20 protein-coding genes and 1 tRNA gene are annotated in these 20,981 nt (G+C 64.3%); 15 read left to right on the top strand and 6 right to left on the bottom strand.

All coding sequences use genetic code 11. The annotated features are described in order from the left end of the window. Positions 1-58: 58 nt before the first annotated feature. From rfbF to DWA33_RS05625, 5 genes are read left to right on the top strand one after another with little or no spacing between them, the layout of a single operon-like run. Complete coding sequence (gene rfbF, locus DWA33_RS05645) at positions 59-823, top strand: glucose-1-phosphate cytidylyltransferase (protein WP_114357124.1); 765 nt, start codon at positions 59-61, stop codon at positions 821-823. Continuing rightward, on the top strand, positions 823-1,884 hold the full coding sequence (gene rfbG, locus DWA33_RS05640; RefSeq protein ID WP_114357123.1) for a CDP-glucose 4,6-dehydratase: 1,062 nt from the start codon (positions 823-825) through the stop codon (positions 1,882-1,884). The genes rfbF and rfbG overlap by 1 nt, the downstream gene beginning before the upstream one ends. Next, positions 1,881-3,107, top strand: coding sequence for a class I SAM-dependent methyltransferase (locus DWA33_RS05635; protein WP_114357122.1), 1,227 nt, complete (start codon positions 1,881-1,883; stop codon positions 3,105-3,107). The genes rfbG and DWA33_RS05635 overlap by 4 nt, the downstream gene beginning before the upstream one ends. Further along, positions 3,107-3,640: a dTDP-4-dehydrorhamnose 3,5-epimerase gene (gene rfbC, locus DWA33_RS05630; protein ID WP_114357121.1), complete on the top strand. Its 534-nt coding sequence runs from the start codon at positions 3,107-3,109 to the stop codon at positions 3,638-3,640. The genes DWA33_RS05635 and rfbC overlap by 1 nt, the downstream gene beginning before the upstream one ends. Beyond that, positions 3,637-4,296: an acetyltransferase gene (locus DWA33_RS05625; protein ID WP_114357120.1), complete on the top strand. Its 660-nt coding sequence runs from the start codon at positions 3,637-3,639 to the stop codon at positions 4,294-4,296. Before rfbC ends, DWA33_RS05625 begins: the two co-directional genes overlap by 4 nt. 248 nt (positions 4,297-4,544) lie before the next feature. On the opposite strand, the gene gmd is transcribed toward DWA33_RS05625, so the two are convergent. Next, on the bottom strand, positions 4,545-5,516 hold the full coding sequence (gmd, locus tag DWA33_RS05620; RefSeq protein ID WP_114357119.1) for a GDP-mannose 4,6-dehydratase: 972 nt from the start codon (positions 5,514-5,516) through the stop codon (positions 4,545-4,547). Positions 5,517-5,866: 350 nt separating this feature from the next. On the opposite strand from gmd, the gene DWA33_RS05615 reads away from it, so the two are divergent. From DWA33_RS05615 to DWA33_RS05605, 3 genes are all read left to right on the top strand, one after another. Next, positions 5,867-7,279, top strand: coding sequence for a mannose-1-phosphate guanylyltransferase/mannose-6-phosphate isomerase (locus DWA33_RS05615; RefSeq protein WP_114357118.1), 1,413 nt, complete (start codon positions 5,867-5,869; stop codon positions 7,277-7,279). Between the two features lie 44 nt (positions 7,280-7,323). Continuing rightward, positions 7,324-8,820: a phosphomannomutase/phosphoglucomutase gene (locus tag DWA33_RS05610; RefSeq protein WP_114357117.1), complete on the top strand. Its 1,497-nt coding sequence runs from the start codon at positions 7,324-7,326 to the stop codon at positions 8,818-8,820. Between the two features lie 152 nt (positions 8,821-8,972). Further along, positions 8,973-9,317, top strand: coding sequence for a hypothetical protein (locus DWA33_RS05605; RefSeq protein ID WP_114357116.1), 345 nt, complete (start codon positions 8,973-8,975; stop codon positions 9,315-9,317). Here the strand turns inward: DWA33_RS05605 and DWA33_RS05600 are convergent, their stop codons facing one another. The 3 genes from DWA33_RS05600 to msrA form a co-directional block, all read right to left on the bottom strand. Beyond that, on the bottom strand, positions 9,318-9,563 hold the full coding sequence (locus DWA33_RS05600) for a hypothetical protein (RefSeq protein ID WP_114357115.1): 246 nt from the start codon (positions 9,561-9,563) through the stop codon (positions 9,318-9,320). A gap of 238 nt (positions 9,564-9,801) precedes the next feature. Beyond that, positions 9,802-10,218 (bottom strand): peptide-methionine (R)-S-oxide reductase MsrB, encoded by a 417-nt coding sequence (gene msrB / locus DWA33_RS05595; RefSeq protein ID WP_114357114.1) that lies wholly within the window; start codon positions 10,216-10,218, stop codon positions 9,802-9,804. Positions 10,219-10,247: 29 nt separating this feature from the next. Next, a complete protein-coding gene (msrA, locus tag DWA33_RS05590) occupies positions 10,248-10,958 on the bottom strand; it encodes a peptide-methionine (S)-S-oxide reductase MsrA (RefSeq protein WP_114357113.1) in 711 nt (236 codons plus the stop codon). A 195-nt stretch (positions 10,959-11,153) separates the two neighbouring features. Here msrA and DWA33_RS05585 point away from each other — a divergent pair, with 195 nt between their 5' ends. From DWA33_RS05585 to DWA33_RS05565, 5 genes are all read left to right on the top strand, one after another. Beyond that, positions 11,154-12,230 (top strand): flavodoxin family protein, encoded by a 1,077-nt coding sequence (locus tag DWA33_RS05585; RefSeq protein ID WP_114357112.1) that lies wholly within the window; start codon positions 11,154-11,156, stop codon positions 12,228-12,230. A gap of 75 nt (positions 12,231-12,305) precedes the next feature. Beyond that, positions 12,306-12,380: transfer RNA gene (locus DWA33_RS05580), tRNA-OTHER, on the top strand. 172 nt (positions 12,381-12,552) lie between these two features. After that, positions 12,553-15,882 carry a carbamoyl-phosphate synthase large subunit gene (gene carB / locus DWA33_RS05575; protein ID WP_114357111.1) on the top strand — a complete coding sequence of 1,110 codons (3,330 nt, stop codon included), beginning with the start codon at positions 12,553-12,555 and terminating at the stop codon, positions 15,880-15,882. A gap of 224 nt (positions 15,883-16,106) precedes the next feature. Continuing rightward, positions 16,107-16,583 (top strand): transcription elongation factor GreA, encoded by a 477-nt coding sequence (gene greA, locus DWA33_RS05570; RefSeq protein WP_011159607.1) that lies wholly within the window; start codon positions 16,107-16,109, stop codon positions 16,581-16,583. 239 nt (positions 16,584-16,822) lie between these two features. After that, positions 16,823-17,233: a DoxX family protein gene (locus tag DWA33_RS05565; RefSeq protein ID WP_114357110.1), complete on the top strand. Its 411-nt coding sequence runs from the start codon at positions 16,823-16,825 to the stop codon at positions 17,231-17,233. A 36-nt stretch (positions 17,234-17,269) separates the two neighbouring features. Here the strand turns inward: DWA33_RS05565 and DWA33_RS05560 are convergent, their stop codons facing one another. Next, on the bottom strand, positions 17,270-17,752 hold the full coding sequence (locus tag DWA33_RS05560) for an Lrp/AsnC family transcriptional regulator (RefSeq protein ID WP_114357109.1): 483 nt from the start codon (positions 17,750-17,752) through the stop codon (positions 17,270-17,272). A 256-nt stretch (positions 17,753-18,008) separates the two neighbouring features. Between DWA33_RS05560 and trxB the strand changes: the two genes are divergently transcribed. Together trxB and DWA33_RS05550 are read left to right on the top strand one after the other, a co-directional pair. Continuing rightward, positions 18,009-18,974: a thioredoxin-disulfide reductase gene (gene trxB, locus DWA33_RS05555; RefSeq protein WP_114357108.1), complete on the top strand. Its 966-nt coding sequence runs from the start codon at positions 18,009-18,011 to the stop codon at positions 18,972-18,974. Between the two features lie 6 nt (positions 18,975-18,980). Beyond that, positions 18,981-19,904: a LysR family transcriptional regulator gene (locus DWA33_RS05550; protein WP_167443127.1), complete on the top strand. Its 924-nt coding sequence runs from the start codon at positions 18,981-18,983 to the stop codon at positions 19,902-19,904. 314 nt (positions 19,905-20,218) lie between these two features. On the opposite strand, the gene DWA33_RS05545 is transcribed toward DWA33_RS05550, so the two are convergent. Next, complete coding sequence (locus DWA33_RS05545) at positions 20,219-20,893, bottom strand: ParA family protein (protein WP_114357107.1); 675 nt, start codon at positions 20,891-20,893, stop codon at positions 20,219-20,221. Positions 20,894-20,981 lie beyond the last annotated feature (88 nt).

The following is a 20,981-nucleotide window of genomic DNA, read 5'->3' as shown; positions in this document are numbered from 1 at the left end:
GCGATAGAAGCCGAAAATCTGTGTCTTATTGGCAACTTCCCGAGCTTGGCGAGAGAACATGCAGGTCGTTATCCTTGCGGGCGGTAAGGGCACGCGCATTGCCGAGGAGACTTCGGCACGTCCCAAGCCGATGGTCGAGATCGGAAACAGACCGATCATTTGGCATATTATGAAATATTACTCTTGCTTCGGTCTGAACGACTTCATCGTCTGCCTCGGCTACAAGGGGTACATGTTCAAGGAATACTTCGCCAATTATTTCCTGCACATGTCGGACGTGACACTCGACATCGCCAACAACAAGATCGAGGTCCACCAAGTTCACGCCGAGCCATGGCGCGTCACCTTCATCGACACCGGTGAAGAGACCCAGACCGGCGGCCGGTTGAAGCGCGTCCGCAGCCACATTCGTGGCGACGCGTTCTGCTTCACCTATGGCGACGGTCTCTCCAATGTCGACGTCAATGCGCTGATCGCGTTCCACAAGGCGGAGGGCTGCCTCGCGACGGTGACGGCGGTGCAGCCGCCCGGACGTTTTGGCGTCCTCGACATGGAGAGCGATCGAATCATCGGCTTTCAGGAGAAGCCGGCCGGCGAAGGCGGCTGGGTGAACGGCGGATACTTCGTGCTGTCGCCCAAGGTGATCGACTACATCGAGGACGACGCCACCATCTGGGAACGCGAGCCGATGGAGCGCCTCGCGCGCGAGCGTAATTTGTCCGCCTTCGTCCATCGCGACTTCTGGCAGCCGATGGACACGCTGCGCGACAAGATCAATCTCGAGCGCATGTGGGAAACGAAGGCCCCCTGGAAGATCTGGTGATGGACGCCGCATTCTGGAAAGGACGGCGCATCCTCGTCACCGGCCACACCGGCTTCAAGGGAAGCTGGCTGACGCTGTGGCTGTCGCGGCTCGGCGCCGAGGTGACCGGCTACGCGCTCGCGCCTCCGACCACGCCCAGCCTGTTCGCTCAGGCGGAGATCGGCAGCGTCGTCGCGCATCATGAGGCCGACATCCGCGATCTCGCCGCGCTCCGCCGGGTGTTCGAGACGTCTCGGCCCCAAATCGTGTTTCATCTGGCCGCGCAGGCGATCGTCCGGCAATCCTATGCCGACCCGGTCGAGACTTACGCGACCAATCTGATGGGCACCGTCAACGTCCTCGAAGCGATCCGGCACACCCCGAGCATCGAAGCCGCGGTGATGATCACCACCGACAAGGTGTACGACAACAAGGAATGGGCCTGGGGCTATCGCGAAACCGACAGGCTCGGCGGGTTCGATCCCTACTCCAACAGTAAGGCGTGCTGCGAACTGGCGATCGACGCCTATCGCCGTTCGTTCTTCGACGCGCAGAAGCTGGTCGTCGGCAGCGCGCGCGCCGGGAATGTGATCGGCGGCGGTGACTGGGCGCGCGACCGGCTGATCCCGGATATCGTCCGCGGCTTCATGGCGGGGCAGCAGGTCGTGATCCGGTATCCCGACGCGGTGCGGCCGTGGCAACACGTGCTGGAACCGCTGCACGGCTATCTGGTGATCGCCGAGGCGATCGTGAAGCAGCGTCTGCAAGCCGATCCCACCTTCAATTTCGGGCCGGAGGAGACCGACGCCCAGCCTGTCCGCGCCATCGTCGAGCACATGCGCACGCGCTGGGGCAACGGCGCGGCCTGGACCCTCGACAACGCCGCCAATCCTCACGAGGCCAACCAGCTCCGGCTCGACTGCAGCAAGGCGCGGCAGGTGTTGAAATGGACCCCGAAGCTGCCGCTTTCACAGGCGCTCGACTGGGTGGTCGAGTGGTATCAAGGCCACCATCGCGGTGAGACCGCCCGCACATTGAGCGAAGCGCAAATCGACCGGTACCAGGACATCGTCACGCAATGATAGGCTACTCCTGCCGCTCCTGCGGAGCGACGCTGCACACCAGCTTTTGCGATCTCGGCATGTCGCCGCTGTCGAACGCCTTCGTGGCGCCGCAACGGCTCGGCAACGGCGAGACGTTCTACCCGCTGCAGGCCTTCGTCTGCGACAGCTGCTTCCTGGTGCAGCTCGCCGAGTTCGAAAGCCCGGAGAACATCTTCGGCGACTATCTGTATTTCTCCTCGTTCTCGACCTCCTGGCTCGACCACGCCAAGCGATATGTCGAGGAGATGACGCAGAAGCTGTCGCTCGGCGGCTCCAGCCAAGTCGTCGAGCTCGCCAGCAATGACGGCTATCTGCTGCAGTACTTCGTCGCCAAGGGGATTCCGGCGCTGGGCATCGAGCCGGCGGCGAACGTCGCCGAGGTCGCGCGTGCCAAGGGCGTGCCGACCCATGTCGACTTCTTCGGCGCCGAGGTGGCGCGGCGGCTGCGCGACGACGGCAAGGCCGCCGACCTGCTGCTCGGCAACAACGTCCTGGCCCACGTTCCCGCGCTGAACGACTTCGTCGAGGGCATCGCCATTCTGCTCAAGCCGGACGGTCGGGTGACGATGGAGTTTCCGCACCTGCTGCGGCTGATCGAATCCAACCAGTTCGACACGATCTACCACGAGCACTTCTCGTACCTGTCGCTCACCGCGGTCGATACGCTGTTCCGGCGGCACGGGCTGGTGGTCGTCGACGTCGACGAATTGCCGACCCACGGCGGATCGCTGCGCATCCACGCGCGCCACGCCGCCGCCGCCGAGATCGCGCCGTCGGTGCCGGCGCTGCTCGATCGCGAACAGGCGCACGGGCTGCGCACGATCGAGACCTACACCTCGTTCGATCGCCAGGTGCAGGCCACCAAGCGGGCGCTGCTGACGTTCCTGATCAAGGCCAAGTCCGCGGGCAAATCGATCGTCGGCTACGGCGCCGCGGCCAAGGGCAACACGCTGCTCAACTTCTGCGGCATCCGCTCCGACTTCGTCGACTATGTCGCCGACCGCAGTCCGCACAAGCAGGGGTTATACCTGCCGGGCACCCACATCCCAGTGGTCGCGCCGGAACGGATCGCGGAGACCAAGCCGGACTACGTACTGATCCTGCCCTGGAATCTGCGCGAGGAAATCGCCGATCAGCTCGCGTTCGTCCGCGAATGGGGCGGCCGTTTCGTCGTCCCGATTCCAAACGTCCAGGTGTTCTGATGCGCCTGACGCCGCTCGGTCTCGATGGCGCTATCCTGATCGAGGTCGACCGGATCGTCGATGCCCGCGGTCACTTCGCCCGGGTGTTCTGCGCCGACGAGCTGGCGGACGCCGGCCTCGACGTCGCGATCGTGCAGTCCAGCGTCTCGTTCAACGCCAAGAGCGGGACGCTGCGCGGCATGCACTGGCAGACCGAAGAGCATGCCGAGACCAAATACGTGCGCTGCACCCGCGGCGCGGTGTACGATGCGATCGTCGACCTGCGGCCGCAGTCGCCGAGCTACCTGCGCTGGGTATCGGTCGAACTCAGCGCCGACAATCAGCGCACCCTGTATATTCCGAAGGGCTTTGCGCACGGTTTCCAGACGCTCTGCGACGATACCGAAGTGTTCTATCAGATGACCGCCCGGTTCGCGCCCGACGCGGCCCGCGGCGCGCGGTTCGACGACCCGGCCTTCGCGATCGAGTGGCCGGCGGTGCCGAGGCGGATCATGTCCGACAAGGACCTCGGTTATCCGGATTTTCAGGCATGAGCACGATCGAGCCGACCGATCTGGTGATCTGGGGCGCCAAAGGCCACGCCAAGGTGCTGCGCGAATTCATGCCGTCGCAGAACTACCGGATCGTCGCGCTGATCGACAACAACCCCACCATCGCTCCGCCGTTCGCCGGCGTGCCGGTCGTCACCGGGCGAGACGGTCTGGCGGACTTCGTGGCGCGCCACCGCGGCGCTCTTGCCGGCATCGTCGCGATCGGCGGATTTCGTGGCCGCGACCGGATCGAGATCCAGGCGCTGATGAGTGCGATGGGAATCCGCGTGGTCGAAGCCGTGCATCCGGCCGCGTTCGTCGCCGGAGACGCCGTGGTCGGCACCGGCTCGCACGTGCTGGCGCATGCCGCGCTCGGCGCGGAAGCGCGGATCGGCGCGGCGTGCATCCTGAACACCAGTTGCAGCGTCGACCACGAATGCGTGCTCGGCGACGGCGTGCATATCGCCCCCGGCGCCGTGCTGGCCGGCGAAGTCGAGATCGGCAACCGGTCGTTTGTCGGGCCCGGCGCGGTGATCGCATCCGGGGTTCAGATCGGCGCCGACACCATCATCGGCGCCGGCGCGGTGGTGGTGCGCGACGTCCCGGCCAACGTCGTGGCGTTCGGCAACCCGGCCCGGATCGTCCGGGCGAATCCGTGATTTGAACTGCGCTTGAGCCCGGCGCTTCAAACGGCCGAGACGGGCATCGGCGGCGATCTCGCGATCCGAACCGCTCAGCGAGGCCTGCAGCATCCAATGCGGACGGGCGCGTCGGCGGCGAGGTTGAAGACTCAGCCCGCCGCGAGCACCTTCTCCCGCAATACCGCGACGACATCAGCCGCACGACATCACTGACTCCGAGGATATCGCGTTCGAACCGAGTTTGCCGACTTTGCCATCACACCGGCTCATCGCGCGAGGCGTCGAAGGTCCGCCTCCACCATTTCGACGATCATGTCTTCGAGGGTGGTCTTGGCCTGCCAGCCGAGGATACGTCTGGCCTTGGATGCATCGCCGAGCAGCACGTCGACTTCCGCCGGCCGAAACAGTTGCGGGTCGATGACGAGGTGCTCGTCCATCGACAGGCCGACATGTTTAAACGCGATCGCGCACATGTCGCGCACGGTGACGGTGCGGCCGGTTGCGACCACGTAATCGTCCGGCTTGTCCTGTTGAAGCATCAACCACATTGCCTCGACATAATCGCGTGAGTGGCCCCAGTCGCGTTTGGAATCGATGTTACCGAGGCGCAGCTCCTTGGACAGCCCGAGCTTGATGCGCGCTACGGCATCGGTGACCTTACGGGTCACAAATTCGACACCCCGCAGCGGAGACTCGTGATTGAAAAGAATGCCGCTTGACGCGTGAAGACCGTAGCTCTCGCGGTAGTTGACAGTGAGCCAATGGCCGTACAGCTTCGCCACCGCATAGGGCGATCGCGGATAGAACGGCGTTGTCTCCGACTGCAGAGGCTCCCTTATCAATCCGTACATTTCGGAAGACGAGGCCTGGTAGAATCGGGCTCCCGGAGCTTCCAGCCGAACCGCCTCGAGCACATTCGCGACGCCGATCGCCGTGACCTGCCCAGTCAATATCGGCTGCTGCCATGACGATTTGACGAAAGACTGAGCAGCCAAATTGTAGACTTCGTCCGGCCTGACGTCGCGAAAGGTTCTGATCAATCCGGAAAGATCCAGCAGATCGCCATCGACCAGCCGAACATCGTCGGCGACGCCGAGATGACGCAATCGAACGTCATTGACTTCGGAGGTGCTGGACCGGCGAACCAGTCCATGAACCTCGTATCCCTTCTCAAGCAGCAGCTTCGAGAGATACGCGCCATCCTGGCCGGTGATGCCGGTGATAAGTGCCTTCTTCATATTTGCTGACTTGGAGTTGCGGTCGATGAGGATCTTTCGCCTTCTAGAAGCAAAACGCCATGACCGCAAGGCCTTAGCGGTTTTGTCGACCCCTCTTCGACGACCGCACGGTATCTCCGCAGACGGGCGCTCCGATCTCGTGCTTTTGCGATGGCCAGTCACCACACATCTTGATAAAGGATGCGCGAGCCGTTCAATGTCCCAGTCCTCAAAATTCCCCTCTTTTCAGGACGTTTGACAATGCCGTCGTGGTACCTCATTCGAGCCTTGCCTGTATCTCGGCGAGCGACGGACATAGCTCAATTCTGAACGCTCGAGCGGAGATCCAGGTAAGGAAAGTGACTGAGTCAATGACGCAGCATGTCACCCCCCTGATCATGTGCGGTGGCGCGGGAACGCGGCTCTGGCCGGCATCGCGGGAGGTTCGTCCGAAGCAGTTTCTGCCGCTGTTCGGTCCGCGCTCGACGTTCCAGGAAACACTTCTGCGGGTGTCGGATCCGATACTGTTCGGCCGGCCGATCGTGATCACCAATGCGGCCTACCGCTTCCTGGTCCGCGAGCAGCTCGCCGAGATCGGCATCGAGGCCGACGTGCTACTCGAGCCGATGCGCCGGGACTCCGGCCCGGCCATCGTCGCAGGCGCCGTATTCGCCGAGCAACGCGCGGCGGGCGCGATCGTGCTGGCGCTGGCCGCCGACCACGTGGTGCGGGACAACGGTGCATTCGTCGCCGCGTGCAGCGCGGGGCTCACCGCCGCGCAGAACGGCCGGATCGTGACGTTCGGCGTCAAGCCGGAGCGGGCGGCGACGGATTACGGCTACATCCGTCCCGGCGATCCGATCATCGGCGATGTTCGCGCCGTCGTCGAGTTCGTTGAAAAGCCGGATGCCGCGACGGCGGCGCAATACGTCGAGTCCGGGTACTTCTGGAACAGCGGCAACTTCATGTTTCCCGCCGCGGCGCTGATCGACGAATACAATGCCGTCGACCCGGACAGCGTGTCGACCCTCGCCGAGGCGGTGAATTCCGCCGGCCGCGACCTCGGCTTCGTCACCTTGCCGGAAGCCGCCTTCGGCAAGGCCAAGCCGATCTCGATCGACTATGCGGTGATGGAGAAGACCAGCCGCGCTGCAGTGATCCCGGTGTCGTGCGGCTGGTCCGATGTCGGTTCCTGGCGTGCGGTGTGGGAATTGTCTGGGAAGGACGAAGCCGGCAATGCGGCACAGGGGCCGGCGGTGTTCGAGGACACGCGCAATTGCCACGTCTCCTCGGATGGTGTGCTGGTGTCGCTCGAAGGCGTCGACGATCTGGTGGTGGTCGCGACCGAAGACGCCGTGCTGGTCTCTCGCCAGAAAGACGGCGGCGGACTGAAACGTCTCGTCGCCAAGGTGAAGAAGACTGCGCCCGGCCTGACCAGTCATCACGCCCAGGTGCATCGGCCGTGGGGCTCGTATCGGTCGCTCGATTCAGGATCGCGCCATCAGGTCAAGCGCATCATCGTCAAGCCGGGCGAACGGCTGTCGCTGCAGAAGCATCACCACCGTTCCGAGCACTGGATCGTGGTCCGTGGCACCGCGCGGGTGACGGTGGACGAGCTGATCAAGACCATCCACGAGAACGAGTCGATCTATATCCCGATAGGCGCCACGCACCGGCTGGAAAATCCCGGCAAGATAACGCTGGAGTTGATCGAAGTGCAGACCGGCAGCTATCTGGGCGAAGACGACATCATCCGGTTCGACGACGACTATCGTCGCTCCTGAACGGCCGCCGTCCGCCCGTCCCTTCCGCTCGCGAAAGACCACCGATGTTTCCGACGCCGCAACCGCTTCTGACGGCCAACACCTACGCCTACGAATCCGAGCCGATGGTGAAGCCGACCGGCTTCCGCGAATACGACGCGCGCTGGCTGTTCGGCAAAGAGATCAATCTGATGGGGGTGCAGGCGCTGGGCATGGGGCTCGGCACCCTGATCGCCGAGCTCGGCCGGCCGCAGGAGATCGTCACCGGGCACGACTTCCGCGGCTATTCGGCCTCGATCAAATACGCGCTGATCGCCGGACTGATGGCGTCGGGCTGCAAGGTCCACGACATCGGGCTGGCGGTGACGCCGATGGCGTATTTCGCGCAGTTCGATCTCGACGTGCCGTGCGTCGCGATGGTCACCGCGTCGCACAACGACAACGGCTGGACCGGCGTCAAGATGGGCGCCAACCGGCCGCTCACCTTCGGCCCCGACGAGATGAACCGGCTGAAGGAGATCGTGCTCGGCGCGCAGTTCATCCAGGGTGCCGGCTCCTACGCGTTCCACTCGAACTATCCGGCGCGCTACATCGCCGACCTGACCAAGCACGCCAAGCTGAAGCGCAAGCTGAAGGTGGTGGTCGCCTGCGGCAACGGCACCGCTGGCGCGTTCGCGCCGCAGGTGATGGAAGCGATCGGCTGCGAGGTGATCCCGCTCGACACCGAGCTCGACCACACCTTCCCGAAATACAATCCCAACCCCGAAGACATGGAGATGCTGCACGCGATCCGCGATGCGGTGCTGCAGCACAAGGCCGATCTCGGGCTCGGCTTCGACGGCGACGGTGACCGCTGCGGCGTGGTCGACGACACCGGTGAGGAGATCTTCGCCGACAAAGTCGGGGTGATGCTGGCGCGCGACATGTCGGCCATTCATCCGAACGCGCGGTTCGTGGTCGACGTCAAATCCACCGGCCTGTTTGCGACCGATCCGGTGCTGCAACAGCAGGGCGCCGAAACCGAATATTGGAAGACCGGCCACTCCTATATGAAGCGCCGCACCAACGAGCTGAACGCGCTCGCCGGGTTCGAGAAGTCCGGCCACTTCTTCTTCAACGCCCCGCTCGGCCGCGGCTACGACGACGGCCTGGTGTCAGCGATCGCGATCTGCGAGATGCTCGACCGCGCGCCGGACAAATCGATATCGCAGCTCAAGGACGCGCTGCCGAAGACCTGGTCGTCGCCGACGATGTCGCCGCATTGCGCCGACGAGGTGAAGTATCGGGTGATCGATCAGATCGTGAAGCATTTCGAAGCGGCGCAGACCAACGGCGACACGGTCGCCGGCCAGCCGATCCGCGATCTCGTCACCGTCAACGGCGTCCGCGTCACCTGCGTCGACGGCAGCTGGGGCCTGGTCCGCGCCTCCTCGAACAAGCCCGAGCTGGTTGTCGTGGTCGAAAGCCCGGTGTCCGAGCAGCGGATGCACGACATGTTCGAAGCCGTGAATGTGGTGCTGCGCCAGCATCCCGAAGTCGGCGCCTACAACCAGACGATCTGAGCCCGCCACCGACCAGATCGGTAGCAGGCGCGGGCTTTTGATTTGTCGATCAAGATCGACTACAGGGTTGCGATCATCTGGAGGCCGTGCTGCTTGGAGGCGCTCTGGGCCTGGCGGACGGAGGGCAGCCTATTCGACGTTTCGGCGATATTGTGCGGATTGCAGTCGGCCTTGCGGCGGGCCTCGCCCTCGCCGGCTGCTCGTCGATTCTCGACGTGCTGCCGGACGGTGGCGACAAGGCGCCGAAAGCTGCGGCGACCGCTGTCGATCTCAAGAGGGTCGGGGAAGAAACCAAGCTGCCGCAGCCGTGGGAGATCGCCGGGCCGATCGAGGCCGATCCGGTCACGGTGACGCCGTGGATCGTCTGTCTGCGCAGTAAGGCGCCGGACCAGACGCGGCAGACCTATGCGCTGTTCTACAAGAGCGGCAAACTCGAAACCTATCGGTTCGCGGCAATCGTCGACCGCTGCGACGTGCAGAGCTTCAGGCCGTTCTGATTACGACGCGCGGCGCTGCAGCGGATAGTCATCGCTTTCGTACAGCGTGCGGATGCCATTGTGGTCGAAACGCGCTTCGTCGACCTGCAGATAGGCGCCGTTGAGACAATCGGCCGGCAATTCCTCGATCGCGTAGCGCACCGCATCCGCCGCCTTGCTGAAACGGCGATAGGCGACGCCGGTGCGGCGCTTCTTGCGGATCGCGGCGGGAAACAGTTCTGCGGCCGTGTCGTAGCTGAATGCCATGGCTGAAAAAGCCTCCTGACGATTGACGCGCCGCCCGGCGCGACCTGACGATCGGCACCTGCGGCTCTATTCCGATCGTCCTAATATAGGAACGCCCCGCCGAATTTGCGACTCGCGACCGCCCAGAATTGCGCTAACTTGATGAAATATCGGATTTTTATTACGCAGATGACAACAGCGGGGGCCGCGAGGGCGCCCGCTGTCGCTGGTCCTGTCTCGTCCGGCCGATGCAGAGGCGCTATTTCGGCTGCAGCTTCAGCGCCGCCGAATTGATGCAATAGCGCAGCCCGGTGGGTCCGGGGCCATCGGGAAAAACGTGGCCGAGATGGCCATTGCAGCGCGAGCACAGCACTTCGGTGCGGATCATGCCGTGGCTGACATCGCGCTCCTCGTCGATCGCGGCCGCCTCCGCCGGCGCGGTGAAGCTCGGCCAGCCACAGCCGGAGTCGAACTTGGCGTCGGACTCGAACAGGGTCTGACCGCAGCCGGCACACACATAGGTGCCGGGCCGGGTCTCGTATTCGTAGTCACCAGTGAATGGCCGCTCGGTCGCCTTCTCGCGCAGCACGGCATACTGCATCGGCGTCAGTTCCTTGCGCCACTCGGCCTCGCTCTTCTCGATTTTGCCGGACGCAATGGTCTTGGTGTCGGACATCGTTCCTCCTGAATCGTCGAGCCCCGCCGTCAGTTGGTCGCCTTGGCGCTGCTCACCAGCGTCGGCTTCTCGAGGTACTCCGTCGGAAACAGCTTCTTCAGGGCCTCGATCTTCGGCAGGTCGTTGTACGCAATATAGGGCTGCGTCGGGTGCAGCGTCAGGTAGTCCTGGTGATAAGCTTCCGCCGCATAGAACCCCTTTAGCGGACCGACCTTGGTGACGATCGGCGCCCCGAACACCTTGGCAGCGTCGAGTTGCGCGATATAGGCGTCCGCAACCTTCTTCTGGTCATCCGTGGTGGCGAAGATCGCCGAGCGATACTGCGGCCCGACGTCCGGACCCTGGCGGTCGAGCTGGGTCGGATCGTGCACGACCGAGAAGTAGATTTGCAGCAGCTTGCCGTAGGAGATTCGCTTCGGATCGTATTTGACCTCGACCGCCTCGGCATGACTCGTCGTGCCGGTCGAGACCAACGGATAGCTCGCGCTCGCCTTGCTGCCGCCGGCATAGCCCGACAGCGCATTCACCACGCCAGCCGTATGCTGGAACACGCCCTGCACGCCCCAGAAACAGCCGCCGGCGAAAACTGCGGTCTGGATGCCGCCGGCCTCCTTGGCGTCGAGCTGCGGCGGCGGAATCACCACCGGCTCTTCGGCAGCTCGAGACGGCCCGAGTGCGGACCATCCCAGCAGCCCCACGGCGGCGGCGCAGAAAGCAAGACGACCAAATAAAGCGCGCATGAGCTGTCCTCGCGATGTTGCGGCGGGCGGAAGCACCGAAACTGCCCTCGCTGTTGCGCTCCAAGATACGTGTCTGCCGCCGGCTTGTTACGGAAACGCGGACACGAGTTCGTGACCGCGGCCCACCTACCCCGGCAGCAACGGGTTCCGGATGCCGGCGTTCATGCCACTTCGACCGACACACCAGAGGATGCAATGACGGAGCCGGACGTGCGCACGGGGATGCCCCCGGCACAGCTCACCCGCGCCGAATTCGAACGGCGCTATCGCGGCCGCTTCAAAGATCCGGCGTTCGCACCGCTCGATCGCGAGATCTCGGCGATCGTCGCCGCGGCATGGGACGCCTATGCGAATTCGCGCAAAGCGCCGCTGACCAGAAAAGCTGGTCCTGGCTTCGCCGATCCGGACTACGAGATCGCGGTGGATTGGCTGGAGGCCCGCGACGCGATCACCGAGGCCCAGCGCCGCCACGACGATCCCGAACAACCGCCGCGAATTCTGCTGATCAACGGCGCCACCCGCAGCGAGCACACCTGCCCGGGCGAGATGTCGAAGAGCTGGCGCCTGGTCGAGACTGCGCAGCCGGTGCTGCAGCAGATGGGCCTCGTGGTCGACATTCTCGATCTGTCGCGGCTCGCCTCCGAATTCGGCAAGCACATCCTTCCGTGCAAGACCTGCGTCTCGACCGCGATGCCACTGTGTCACTGGCCGTGCAGTTGCTATCCCAACTACTCGCTCGGCCAAACCGACGACTGGATGAACGAGATTTATCCGATGTGGGTGGCGGCGCACGGCATCATGATCGTGACGCCGGTGAATTGGTATCAAGCCCCGACCGGGCTGAAGGCGATGATCGACCGGCTGGTGTGCGCCGACGGCGGCAATCCCGATCCGTCCTCCACCCACGGCAAGACCCCTGCGGAAGCCAAGGCGCTCGAACTCGAAGGCTGGTCCTACCCGCGTCACCTCGCCGGCCGGTTTTTCGGCATCGTGGCGCATGGCGACGCCGCCGGTGCCGAAACGCTGCGGCGGAGCCTCAGCGACTGGCTGACCGACATGAAGCTGATCGAGGCCGGCCGCAAAAGCCTCGCCGACGGCTATGTCGGCTACATGGAGCCGTACGCGACCTCGCACCAGGCGCTGGATCGCGACACCGGCTTTCAGGAGGAGGTCCGCAACGCCGCGCGGGCGCTCGGCAACGCGGTACTGTTGCACCGCAGCGGACAATTGCAGTCGCCGGACCGCGGGCTGCAGGACCCCATCCCGAAATGAGCCGGCCAACGGATTGATTAAGGATACGACAGCTCCCCACTGGATCACCCCTTCGTGAAATGCCAGGATGGCCGCGGCCCGGTGGCGGAAGATCAACGCGGGGGCGGTGCAACGCTCTTTTTCCTGGTTCAAGTCCAGGCTGGGCCTCCAATATCCGCCCGAAATGTCGGTTGACGACGGCTTCTGAGCCCTTTCGCAGCCGGGGAAACTGGTCTAAGACACGCCGCGCGCCTGGGCTGCCCGGCGCTTGTGAGCAAAGGGACGCGCGGCTGCGCGCCCTTTTTTTGTGCCCGAGATTCCCCGCCCGCGTCAGCGAGATTTGATGCCCAAACGAACCGACATCTCCACCATCCTCATCATCGGCGCCGGTCCCATCGTGATCGGCCAGGCCTGTGAATTCGACTATTCCGGCACCCAGGCGGTGAAGGCGCTGAAGCAGGAGGGCTATCGGGTCGTCCTGGTCAATTCCAATCCGGCGACGATCATGACCGACCCGGAGCTGGCGGACGCGACCTATATCGAGCCGATCACGCCCGAGATCGTCGCCAAGATCGTCGAGAAGGAACGCTACGTCATCCCCGGCGGCTTTGCGCTGCTGCCAACGATGGGCGGCCAGACCGCGCTGAACTGCGCGCTGAGCCTGCGCAAGCTCGGCACGCTGGACAAATTCGATGTCGAGATGATCGGCGCCACCGCCGACGCGATCGACAAGGCCGAGGACCGCGAGCGGTTCCGCGAGGCGATGACCAAGATCGGGCTGGAGACGCCGCGCTCGCGCCAGGTCAAGAACCTGCCCGATGCACTGCGCGCGCTCGACGAAATCGGGTTCCCGGCTTTGATCCGCCCGTCCTTCACCATGGGCGGCACCGGCGGCGGCATCGCCTACACCAAGGCGGAGTTCATCGAGATCGTCGAGAGCGGCATCGACGCCTCGCCGACCAGCGAGGTGCTGATCGAGGAATCCATCCTGGGGTGGAAAGAATACGAGATGGAGGTTGTCCGCGACAAAAAGGACAACTGCATCATCGTCTGCTCGATCGAGAACCTCGATCCGATGGGAGTGCACACCGGCGACTCGATCACGGTGGCGCCGGCGCTGACGCTGACCGACAAGGAATACCAGATCATGCGCGACGCCTCGCTGGCGGTTCTGCGCGAGATCGGCGTCGAGACCGGCGGCTCCAATGTGCAGTTCGCGGTCAATCCCGAGGACGGCCGGCTGGTCGTGATCGAGATGAACCCGCGGGTGTCGCGATCCTCGGCGCTGGCGTCGAAGGCCACCGGCTTCCCGATCGCCAAGGTCGCCGCCAAGCTGGCGGTCGGCTACACGCTGGACGAGATCGCCAACGACATCACCGGCGGCGCCACCCCGGCATCGTTCGAGCCGACGATCGACTATGTCGTCACCAAGATTCCGCGCTTCGCCTTCGAGAAGTTCCCCGGCGCCTCGGCCAACCTGACCACCTCGATGAAGTCGGTCGGCGAAGTGATGGCGATCGGCCGTACTTTCCAAGAAAGCTTGCAGAAGGCGTTGCGCGGCCTGGAGAGCGGCCTCACCGGCCTCGACGAGATCGAGATCGACGGCCTCGGCCGCGGCGACGACAAGAACGCGATCCGCGCGGCGCTCGGCACCCCGACGCCGAGCCGGCTGCTGCAGGTCGCGCAGGCGATGCGGCTCGGCTGGTCGGACGACGAGATCTTCAATTCCTGCAAGATCGACCCGTGGTTCCTGGCGCAGCTCCGCGGCATCGTCGACATGGAGAACAAGGTCCGCGCCAGCGGCCTGCCGGAGCACGCCTTCGGCATGCGGACGCTGAAGGCCATGGGCTTCTCCGACGCCCGCCTCGCGGTGCTGGCCGCTACCACCGAAGCCGACGTCAAGGCCAGGCGTCGCGCGCTGGGGGTGCGTCCGGTGTTCAAGCGCATCGACACCTGCGCGGCGGAGTTCGCCTCGCCGACCGCCTACATGTACTCGACCTACGAAACCCCGTTCGCCGGCCCGGCCTCGGACGAGAGCCAGCCGTCGGAGAAGAACAAGGTGATCATCCTCGGCGGCGGTCCGAACCGGATCGGCCAGGGCATCGAGTTCGATTATTGCTGCTGCCATGCCTGCTTCGCGCTGCACGACGCCGGCTACGAATCGATCATGGTGAACTGCAATCCGGAAACCGTGTCGACCGACTACGACACCGCGGACCGGCTGTATTTCGAGCCGCTGACCGCCGAAGACGTGCTCGAGATCATCGATACCGAACGCAGCAAGGGTAGCCTGAAGGGCGTCATCGTGCAGTTCGGCGGCCAGACCCCGCTGAAGCTGGCGCGCGCACTGGAAGCCGCCGACGTGCCGATCCTCGGCACCTCGCCGGACGCGATCGACCTCGCCGAGGACCGCGACCGCTTCAAGCGCATCCTCGACAAGCTGCGCCTCAAGCAGCCGAAGAACGGCATCGCCTATTCGGTCGAGCAGGCCCGTCTGGTCGCCGCCGAACTCGGGCTGCCGCTGGTGGTACGGCCGTCCTACGTGCTCGGCGGCCGCGCGATGCAGATCATCCGCGAAGACAACCAGCTCAGCGACTACCTGCTCGGCACCCTGCCCGAGCTGGTGCCGGGCGACGTCAAGGCGCGCTATCCGAACGACAAGACCGGGCAGATCAACACCGTGCTCGGAACCAACCCGCTGCTGTTCGACCGCTATCTGTCGGACGCCACGGAAGTCGACGTCGACTGCCTGTCCGACGGCAAGGACACTTTCATCGTCGGCATCATGGAGCACATCGAAGAGGCCGGTATCCACTCGGGCGACTCGGCCTGCTCGCTGCCGCCGCATTCGCTCAGCACGGAGACCATCGCCGAACTGGAACGCCAGACCCGCGAACTGGCGCTCGGCCTCGACGTCGTCGGCCTGATGAACGTGCAGTACGCCATCAAGGACGGCGAGATCTACGTGCTCGAAGTCAATCCGCGGGCCTCCCGCACCGTGCCGTTCGTCGCCAAGGTGATCGGCATGCCGGTCGCCAAGCTCGCGGCGCGCATCATGGCCGGCGAGAAGATCGCCGATCTCGGGCTGAAGAAGCGCGATCTCGATCACGTCGGGGTCAAGGAATCGGTGTTCCCGTTCGCCCGCTTCCCCGGCGTCGACACCGTGCTCGGCCCGGAAATGCGTTCGACCGGCGAAGTGATGGGCATCGACCGCTCGTTCGAGATCGCCTTCGCCAAGAGCCAGCTCGGCGGCGGCACCCGCGTGCCGCGCAAAGGCACGGTGTTCGTGTCGGTCCGCGAGAACGACAAGGCGCGGATTCTTGACGCGGTGAAGCTGCTGCACTCGGTCGGGTTCAGGGTGATCGCCACCTCCGGCACCCAGCGCTATCTGGCTGACCACGGTGTGCCGGCGGAGAAGATCAACAAGGTGCTGGAAGGTCGCCCGCATATCGTCGACGCCATCATGAACGGCGAAGTGCAATTGGTGTTCAACACCACTGAGGGACCGCAGGCACTGGCCGACAGCCGGTCGCTGCGGCGCGCTGCCCTCTTGCATAAAGTTCCCTATTACACCACTCTTTCGGGCGCGGTCGCCGCCGCAAAGGGCATCCGGGCCTATTTGGATGGGGACCTTGAGGTCCGGACCCTGCAGAGCTACTTTTCCGAAAGCTGATCGTCGCCCGGCCCGCACGGCCGGCTATCGACTGACAGGCCGTCCGGCCGGGGAACCCGCCCGCATTGGAAATGTTCTCTCCGGCGTTTGCCGGACAGCTCTGGTGCCGTTTTGAACCGACTTCGGACGCCGCACAGGCGCGGCACCGCCGTTAACTGCCGACGACGCTGCGGGCGAGCATGGGTTCGGCGATCCGCAACGTATTCTTGAAGGATGAAGAGACGATGGTCGAAAAGATACCGATGACTGCGAGCGGGTACGCCGCACTTTCGGACGAGTTGAAGCATCGCCAGTCGGTGGATCGTCCGCGCATCATCGAGCACATCGCCGAAGCGCGCTCGCATGGCGACCTCTCGGAGAACGCCGAGTACCACGCCGCCAAGGAAGAGCAGTCCCACAACGAAGGCCGGATCAACGAACTCGAGGACAAGCTGGCGCGCGCGGACATCATCGACGTCAGCAAGCTGTCGGGCGACACCGTCAAGTTCGGTGCCACCGTCACTCTGATCGACGAGGACACCGAGAAGAAGGCGGTGTGGCAGATCGTCGGTGAGGCCGAAGCCGACGCCAAGAAGGGCAAGATCTCGATCACCTCGCCGCTGGCGCGGGCGCTGATCGGCAAGAAAGCGGGCTCCTCGGTCGAGGTCGTCGCCCCGGGCGGCGCCAAGGCCTACGAGATCGCCAAGGTCGAGTGGCGCTGACCGCGTCTCATCGATCAGACGAAGAAGCCGCGCATTGTCGCGGCTTTTTTGTTGCCGGCGCTGCAGTTTCGCCTCGCCTTCATGGCGCAGACATGGGTCGTGCCTCGCTTCGAACATGCCGAAAGCGGCGCCCTCACGGCGAATTCAGTCGCTGACACATTGCTCATGCTGCAAGGTTCCGGGCGGCCTACAGCGGGCCGCCGTTCGACCATCTCCCCACCTCGAGGTCAGGATCGCCCATGAATCAGTTGTTCGCCAGTTGGCAGCCGCTCGCTCTGAGCCTGCTCCGCTTCATCACCGGCCTGTTGCTGTTTCAATATGGCGTCGCCAAGCTGTTCAAATACCCGCCGGTGCCGATGTTCGCCAAGGTGGAGCTGTTCTCGCTCCACGGCGCGGCCGGCAGTCTGGAGCTGATCCTCGGTGCGCTATTGATGCTCGGCCTGTTCACCCGGCCAGTGGCGTTCATCCTGTCCGGCGAGATGGCGTTCGCCTATTTTCTCGGCCACGTCTTCAAGGGCGCGACGCCGGTGTGGCTGCCGCTGCTCAATGGAGGCACTTTGGCGATCGCGCTGTGCTTCGCATGTCTGTACCTGGCGACGGCGGGCGGCGGTCCGGTCAGCCTCGACCGCGTACTGCGACGCGATCGCTGATATCGCACCAGCGCTGAAAAGACCGCGGCGACGGCGTCAGGCTGTCGCCGCCTTCAACTCCAGCGGCACCGCAGCGGCGTATTTCGAATTGCGCAGCACCAGCGAGGTGCGAACGTTGCGGACATGCGGCGCCGCGGTCAGATGCGCGACGAAATTCTGAAACGTCGCCATATCGGGCGCAACGCATTTCAGGATGAAGTCGACCTCGCCCGACAGCATCCAGCACTCGCGCACCAACGGCTCGTTGCGGACGAATTCCTCGAATCCGCGCAGGTCGGCCTCGGCCTGGCTCGAAAGGTGCACCGAGGCGAACACCGTGACGTCGAAGCCGAGATGGGCCGGATCGAGCAGGCCGCGATAGCCAAGGATGTAGCCTTCCTCCTCGAGAGTCCGCACCCGCCGCAGGCACGGCGGCGGCGAAATCCCGACGCGTTTGGCCAGTTCGACGTTGGTGATTCGACCGTCGTCCTGGATTTCCTGCAAGATCTTGAGATCGATCTGGTCGAGGCTCTTGGTCACGCTGGTGCTATTCCCGCAAGGCGGATTCGGCTTAGAACCAGCCTCTCTTAGCGCACCCGGGGAAATTTGGGTAATTTTATTTCGCGATGCTCACAACTCGTTTTCCAAACCCCGTGGGAAATCCTGCACGGAGGTATTGCAAATCTTGCATAGCTCACCAAATGACATAGACTTCTGTCTCATCTTCCGCCCATTGGCGATGCCCCAGCCAGGCCACTTCCTGCGTCGCGCCGCCCTCAGTCTCGGGGACTGATTCATGTCGAGTCCGGTTCAAGCCAAGGTCGTCATCATCGGATCAGGACCGGCCGGCTATACCGCCGCGATCTACGCCGCCCGCGCGATGCTGGAGCCGATCCTAATCCAGGGCATGCAGCCCGGCGGCCAGCTCACCATCACCACCGACGTCGAGAACTATCCCGGCTTCGCGGATGTGATCCAGGGGCCCTGGCTGATGGAGCAGATGGAAAAGCAGGCGCTCCACGTCGGTACCCGGATCAAGACCGATCTGGTGGTCGATCTTGACCTCAGCCAGCGGCCGTTCCGCCTGACCTGCGACAGCGGCGACGTTTATCTCGCCGACACGCTGATCCTCGCCACCGGCGCGCAGGCGCGCTGGCTCGGCATTCCCTCAGAGCAGACCTACAAGGGCTTCGGCGTCTCCGCCTGCGCCACCTGCGACGGCTTCTTCTACCGCGGCAAGGACGTCGTGGTGGTCGGCGGCGGCAACACCGCGGTCGAGGAGGCGCTGTTCCTGACCAACTTCGCCGCCAGCGTCACCATCGTGCACCGGCGCGATCATTTCCGCGCCGAGCGAATCCTGCAGGACCGGCTGTTCAAACATCCCAAGATCAAGGTGGTCTGGGATGTCGCGGTCGAGGAGGTCTGTGGCGCCGAGAACCCGACCAAGGTCACCCATGTCCGGCTGAAGAACATCAAGACCGGCGCGATCAGCGAGATCAAGGCCGACGGCGTGTTCATCGCGATCGGCCACGCGCCGGCGACCGAACTGTTCAAGGACCAGATCAAGCTGAAACCGTCCGGCTACGTCGAGGTCGCGGCGAATTCGACCGCGACCTCGGTGCCGGGCGTATTCGCCGCCGGCGATGTCGCCGACGACACCTACCGGCAGGCCGTCACCGCTGCCGGGATGGGCTGCATGGCGGCCCTCGAAGCCGAACGCTTCCTGGCGCTGCGCGCCGGCGACCGCCAAGCGGCGGAGTGATTTCTGATGGCGCGACACCGCGACGGGTTCACCGATATGGACTGGGACAAGCTGAAGGTCTTCCACGCCGCTGCCGAAGCGGGAAGTTTCACACATGCCGGCGAGCAGCTCGGACTGTCGCAGTCGGCGGTGTCACGCCAGGTCAGCGCGCTGGAGCAGGAGCTCTCGGTGTCGCTGTTTCATCGTCACGCGCGTGGCCTGATCCTCACCGAACAGGGCGACCTGCTGTTTCGCACCGCGCACGACGTGTTCATGCAGTTGCAGGCGGCCCGCGCCAAGCTGACCGACAGCCGCGAGCGACCGAGCGGCGACCTCAAGGTCACCACCACGCCGGGGCTCGGCATTCACTGGCTGGTGCCGCGGCTCGGCGAGTTCACCGCGCTGTATCCGGAAATCCGGATTTCGCTGATCGTGACCGACGAAGAGCTCGACCTGTCGATGCGCGAGGCCGACGTCGCGATCCGCACCCGCAAGCCGACCCAGCCCGATCTGATCCAGCGCAAGCTGTTCTCGATCGGCTTCCACGCCTATTGCTCGCCGGAATACATCAAGAATTTCGGCACGCCGCGGACGCTGGAGGAGCTCGACGATCATCGGCTGATCATGCTGAGCGACAGCCAGGTGCCGCCGCATCTGCAGAACCGGAGCTGGCTGATCGAGGCCGGCCGCAACGGCACGGGGCCGCGCGAGCCGTACTTCAAGGTCAACAACATCCTCGGTCTGGTGCGCGCCTGCCAGCAGGGCCTCGGCATCGCCGCGCTGCCGGACTATCTGATCGAGGACACCAACCGCTTGGTGCAGTTGTTCGGCGAAGAAGACTCGATCCAGCTCGACACCTACTTCGTCTATCCGGAGGAACTCAAGACGGTGGCGCGCGTGCAGGTGTTCCGCGATTTCGTCGTCAACAAGGCGCAGCGCTGGCCGGGCTGAGCGCCCTCCGGCTCCGCATGTCTGACATGCGGGGGGACCGCTTGCCGCGACCGCCGATCGCGGATCAAATCGTCCTCATGCTGAGGGGTTGCGCTACACACAGTCCCCCTCCTCCTGTAGCGCGGCGGCTCAGTTATCCCTCTTGGAAGGTGATTGTGTCGGCCTATCAGGCCAAAGACCTTAGACCGGGCTCCGCGTGAGCCCGGTTTTTTTCTGACACGATGACTTTTCAGAATCGTCGCGCAGCGGATCCGCGTAGTGCGGATCAGGCAGCTCGCCCCTGCGGAGCGAGCCAGGACGATGCCAGCTCCAGTCTAAGCCGCCTGCTTGTGCATGCCGGAGTTTCCGGCACCGCGGATCGCCTTGACCGAGCGCTCGATCGCCGCCCACAGCCGGCTGATCTCGTAGGCCGCGCGGCCCTCGGCTGCGTATTCGCGTGCGCCCTGCCCCTCACCGAGGGCCATCAGCAGGTCGGCGCGGTTGGTGATCTGCCCGCCCCATACCGGTGCACGGAATTTCGCCAGCGCGTCCCGCGCGATGGTGACGATGCGGCTTTCGACCTCGTCGCGCAGCGCCGGCGCGCCGTTGAGCACGACCGCATAGGGCTTGCGGTGCGAGCGGCAGGTCTGGATCGTGTCCTGCACCGCGTTGACGTCGAACACGCCCGGCCGCGCCGGAATGATCACCATCGTGGCGTTACGGATCGCATCGTCGACGACGGCGGACAGGTTCGGCGGAGTGTCGACGAACACCCATTCGACACCGTCTCGCTTGGCGGCGGCGACGATGTCGCTGATCGACCTGGTGGCGGTGCGCAACGGCGGCTCGTTAGTTCCGCGAAGCTTGTGCCACAGCGTCAGCGAGCCTTGCGGATCCGCATCGATCAGCAGGCAGGGACGCGATGCTTTGTGAACCTGTGCAGCCAAGTGAGCGGCGAGGGTACTCTTCCCCGACCCGCCTTTACGCGAAGCAAAAACGATAACATTCATCCGCTGGCCTCCCGATTGACCTTCGCGGGTGAAAGTGAATCAGCTCGTTGATTCGTGAAAGCTAAAATTGCAAGCAATCACCGCCGCT

The organism is Rhodopseudomonas pentothenatexigens, from assembly GCF_900218015.1.
In the GTDB taxonomy this organism is placed as follows: domain Bacteria; phylum Pseudomonadota; class Alphaproteobacteria; order Rhizobiales; family Xanthobacteraceae; genus Rhodopseudomonas; species Rhodopseudomonas pentothenatexigens.
The sequence above is the reverse complement of the archived record's forward strand: the minus strand, read 5'-3'. Positions and strand labels throughout refer to the sequence as shown.

What these genes read in the sequence shown, in the direction of transcription:
- rfbF (WP_114357124.1), top strand. Translation starts at nt 59, where the DNA reads ATGCAGGTCGTTATCCTTGCGGGCGGTAAGGGCACGCGCATTGCCGAG.
- rfbG (WP_114357123.1), top strand. Translation starts at nt 823, where the DNA reads ATGGACGCCGCATTCTGGAAAGGACGGCGCATCCTCGTCACCGGCCAC.
- DWA33_RS05635 (WP_114357122.1), top strand. Translation starts at nt 1,881, where the DNA reads ATGATAGGCTACTCCTGCCGCTCCTGCGGAGCGACGCTGCACACCAGC.
- rfbC (WP_114357121.1), top strand. Translation starts at nt 3,107, where the DNA reads ATGCGCCTGACGCCGCTCGGTCTCGATGGCGCTATCCTGATCGAGGTC.
- DWA33_RS05625 (WP_114357120.1), top strand. Translation starts at nt 3,637, where the DNA reads ATGAGCACGATCGAGCCGACCGATCTGGTGATCTGGGGCGCCAAAGGC.
- gmd (WP_114357119.1), bottom strand. Translation starts at nt 5,516, where the DNA reads ATGAAGAAGGCACTTATCACCGGCATCACCGGCCAGGATGGCGCGTAT.
- DWA33_RS05615 (WP_114357118.1), top strand. Translation starts at nt 5,867, where the DNA reads ATGACGCAGCATGTCACCCCCCTGATCATGTGCGGTGGCGCGGGAACG.
- DWA33_RS05610 (WP_114357117.1), top strand. Translation starts at nt 7,324, where the DNA reads ATGTTTCCGACGCCGCAACCGCTTCTGACGGCCAACACCTACGCCTAC.
- DWA33_RS05600 (WP_114357115.1), bottom strand. Translation starts at nt 9,563, where the DNA reads ATGGCATTCAGCTACGACACGGCCGCAGAACTGTTTCCCGCCGCGATC.
- msrB (WP_114357114.1), bottom strand. Translation starts at nt 10,218, where the DNA reads ATGTCCGACACCAAGACCATTGCGTCCGGCAAAATCGAGAAGAGCGAG.
- msrA (WP_114357113.1), bottom strand. Translation starts at nt 10,958, where the DNA reads ATGCGCGCTTTATTTGGTCGTCTTGCTTTCTGCGCCGCCGCCGTGGGG.
- DWA33_RS05585 (WP_114357112.1), top strand. Translation starts at nt 11,154, where the DNA reads ATGACGGAGCCGGACGTGCGCACGGGGATGCCCCCGGCACAGCTCACC.
- carB (WP_114357111.1), top strand. Translation starts at nt 12,553, where the DNA reads ATGCCCAAACGAACCGACATCTCCACCATCCTCATCATCGGCGCCGGT.
- greA (WP_011159607.1), top strand. Translation starts at nt 16,107, where the DNA reads ATGGTCGAAAAGATACCGATGACTGCGAGCGGGTACGCCGCACTTTCG.
- DWA33_RS05565 (WP_114357110.1), top strand. Translation starts at nt 16,823, where the DNA reads ATGAATCAGTTGTTCGCCAGTTGGCAGCCGCTCGCTCTGAGCCTGCTC.
- trxB (WP_114357108.1), top strand. Translation starts at nt 18,009, where the DNA reads ATGTCGAGTCCGGTTCAAGCCAAGGTCGTCATCATCGGATCAGGACCG.
- DWA33_RS05550 (WP_167443127.1), top strand. Translation starts at nt 18,981, where the DNA reads ATGGCGCGACACCGCGACGGGTTCACCGATATGGACTGGGACAAGCTG.
- DWA33_RS05545 (WP_114357107.1), bottom strand. Translation starts at nt 20,893, where the DNA reads ATGAATGTTATCGTTTTTGCTTCGCGTAAAGGCGGGTCGGGGAAGAGT.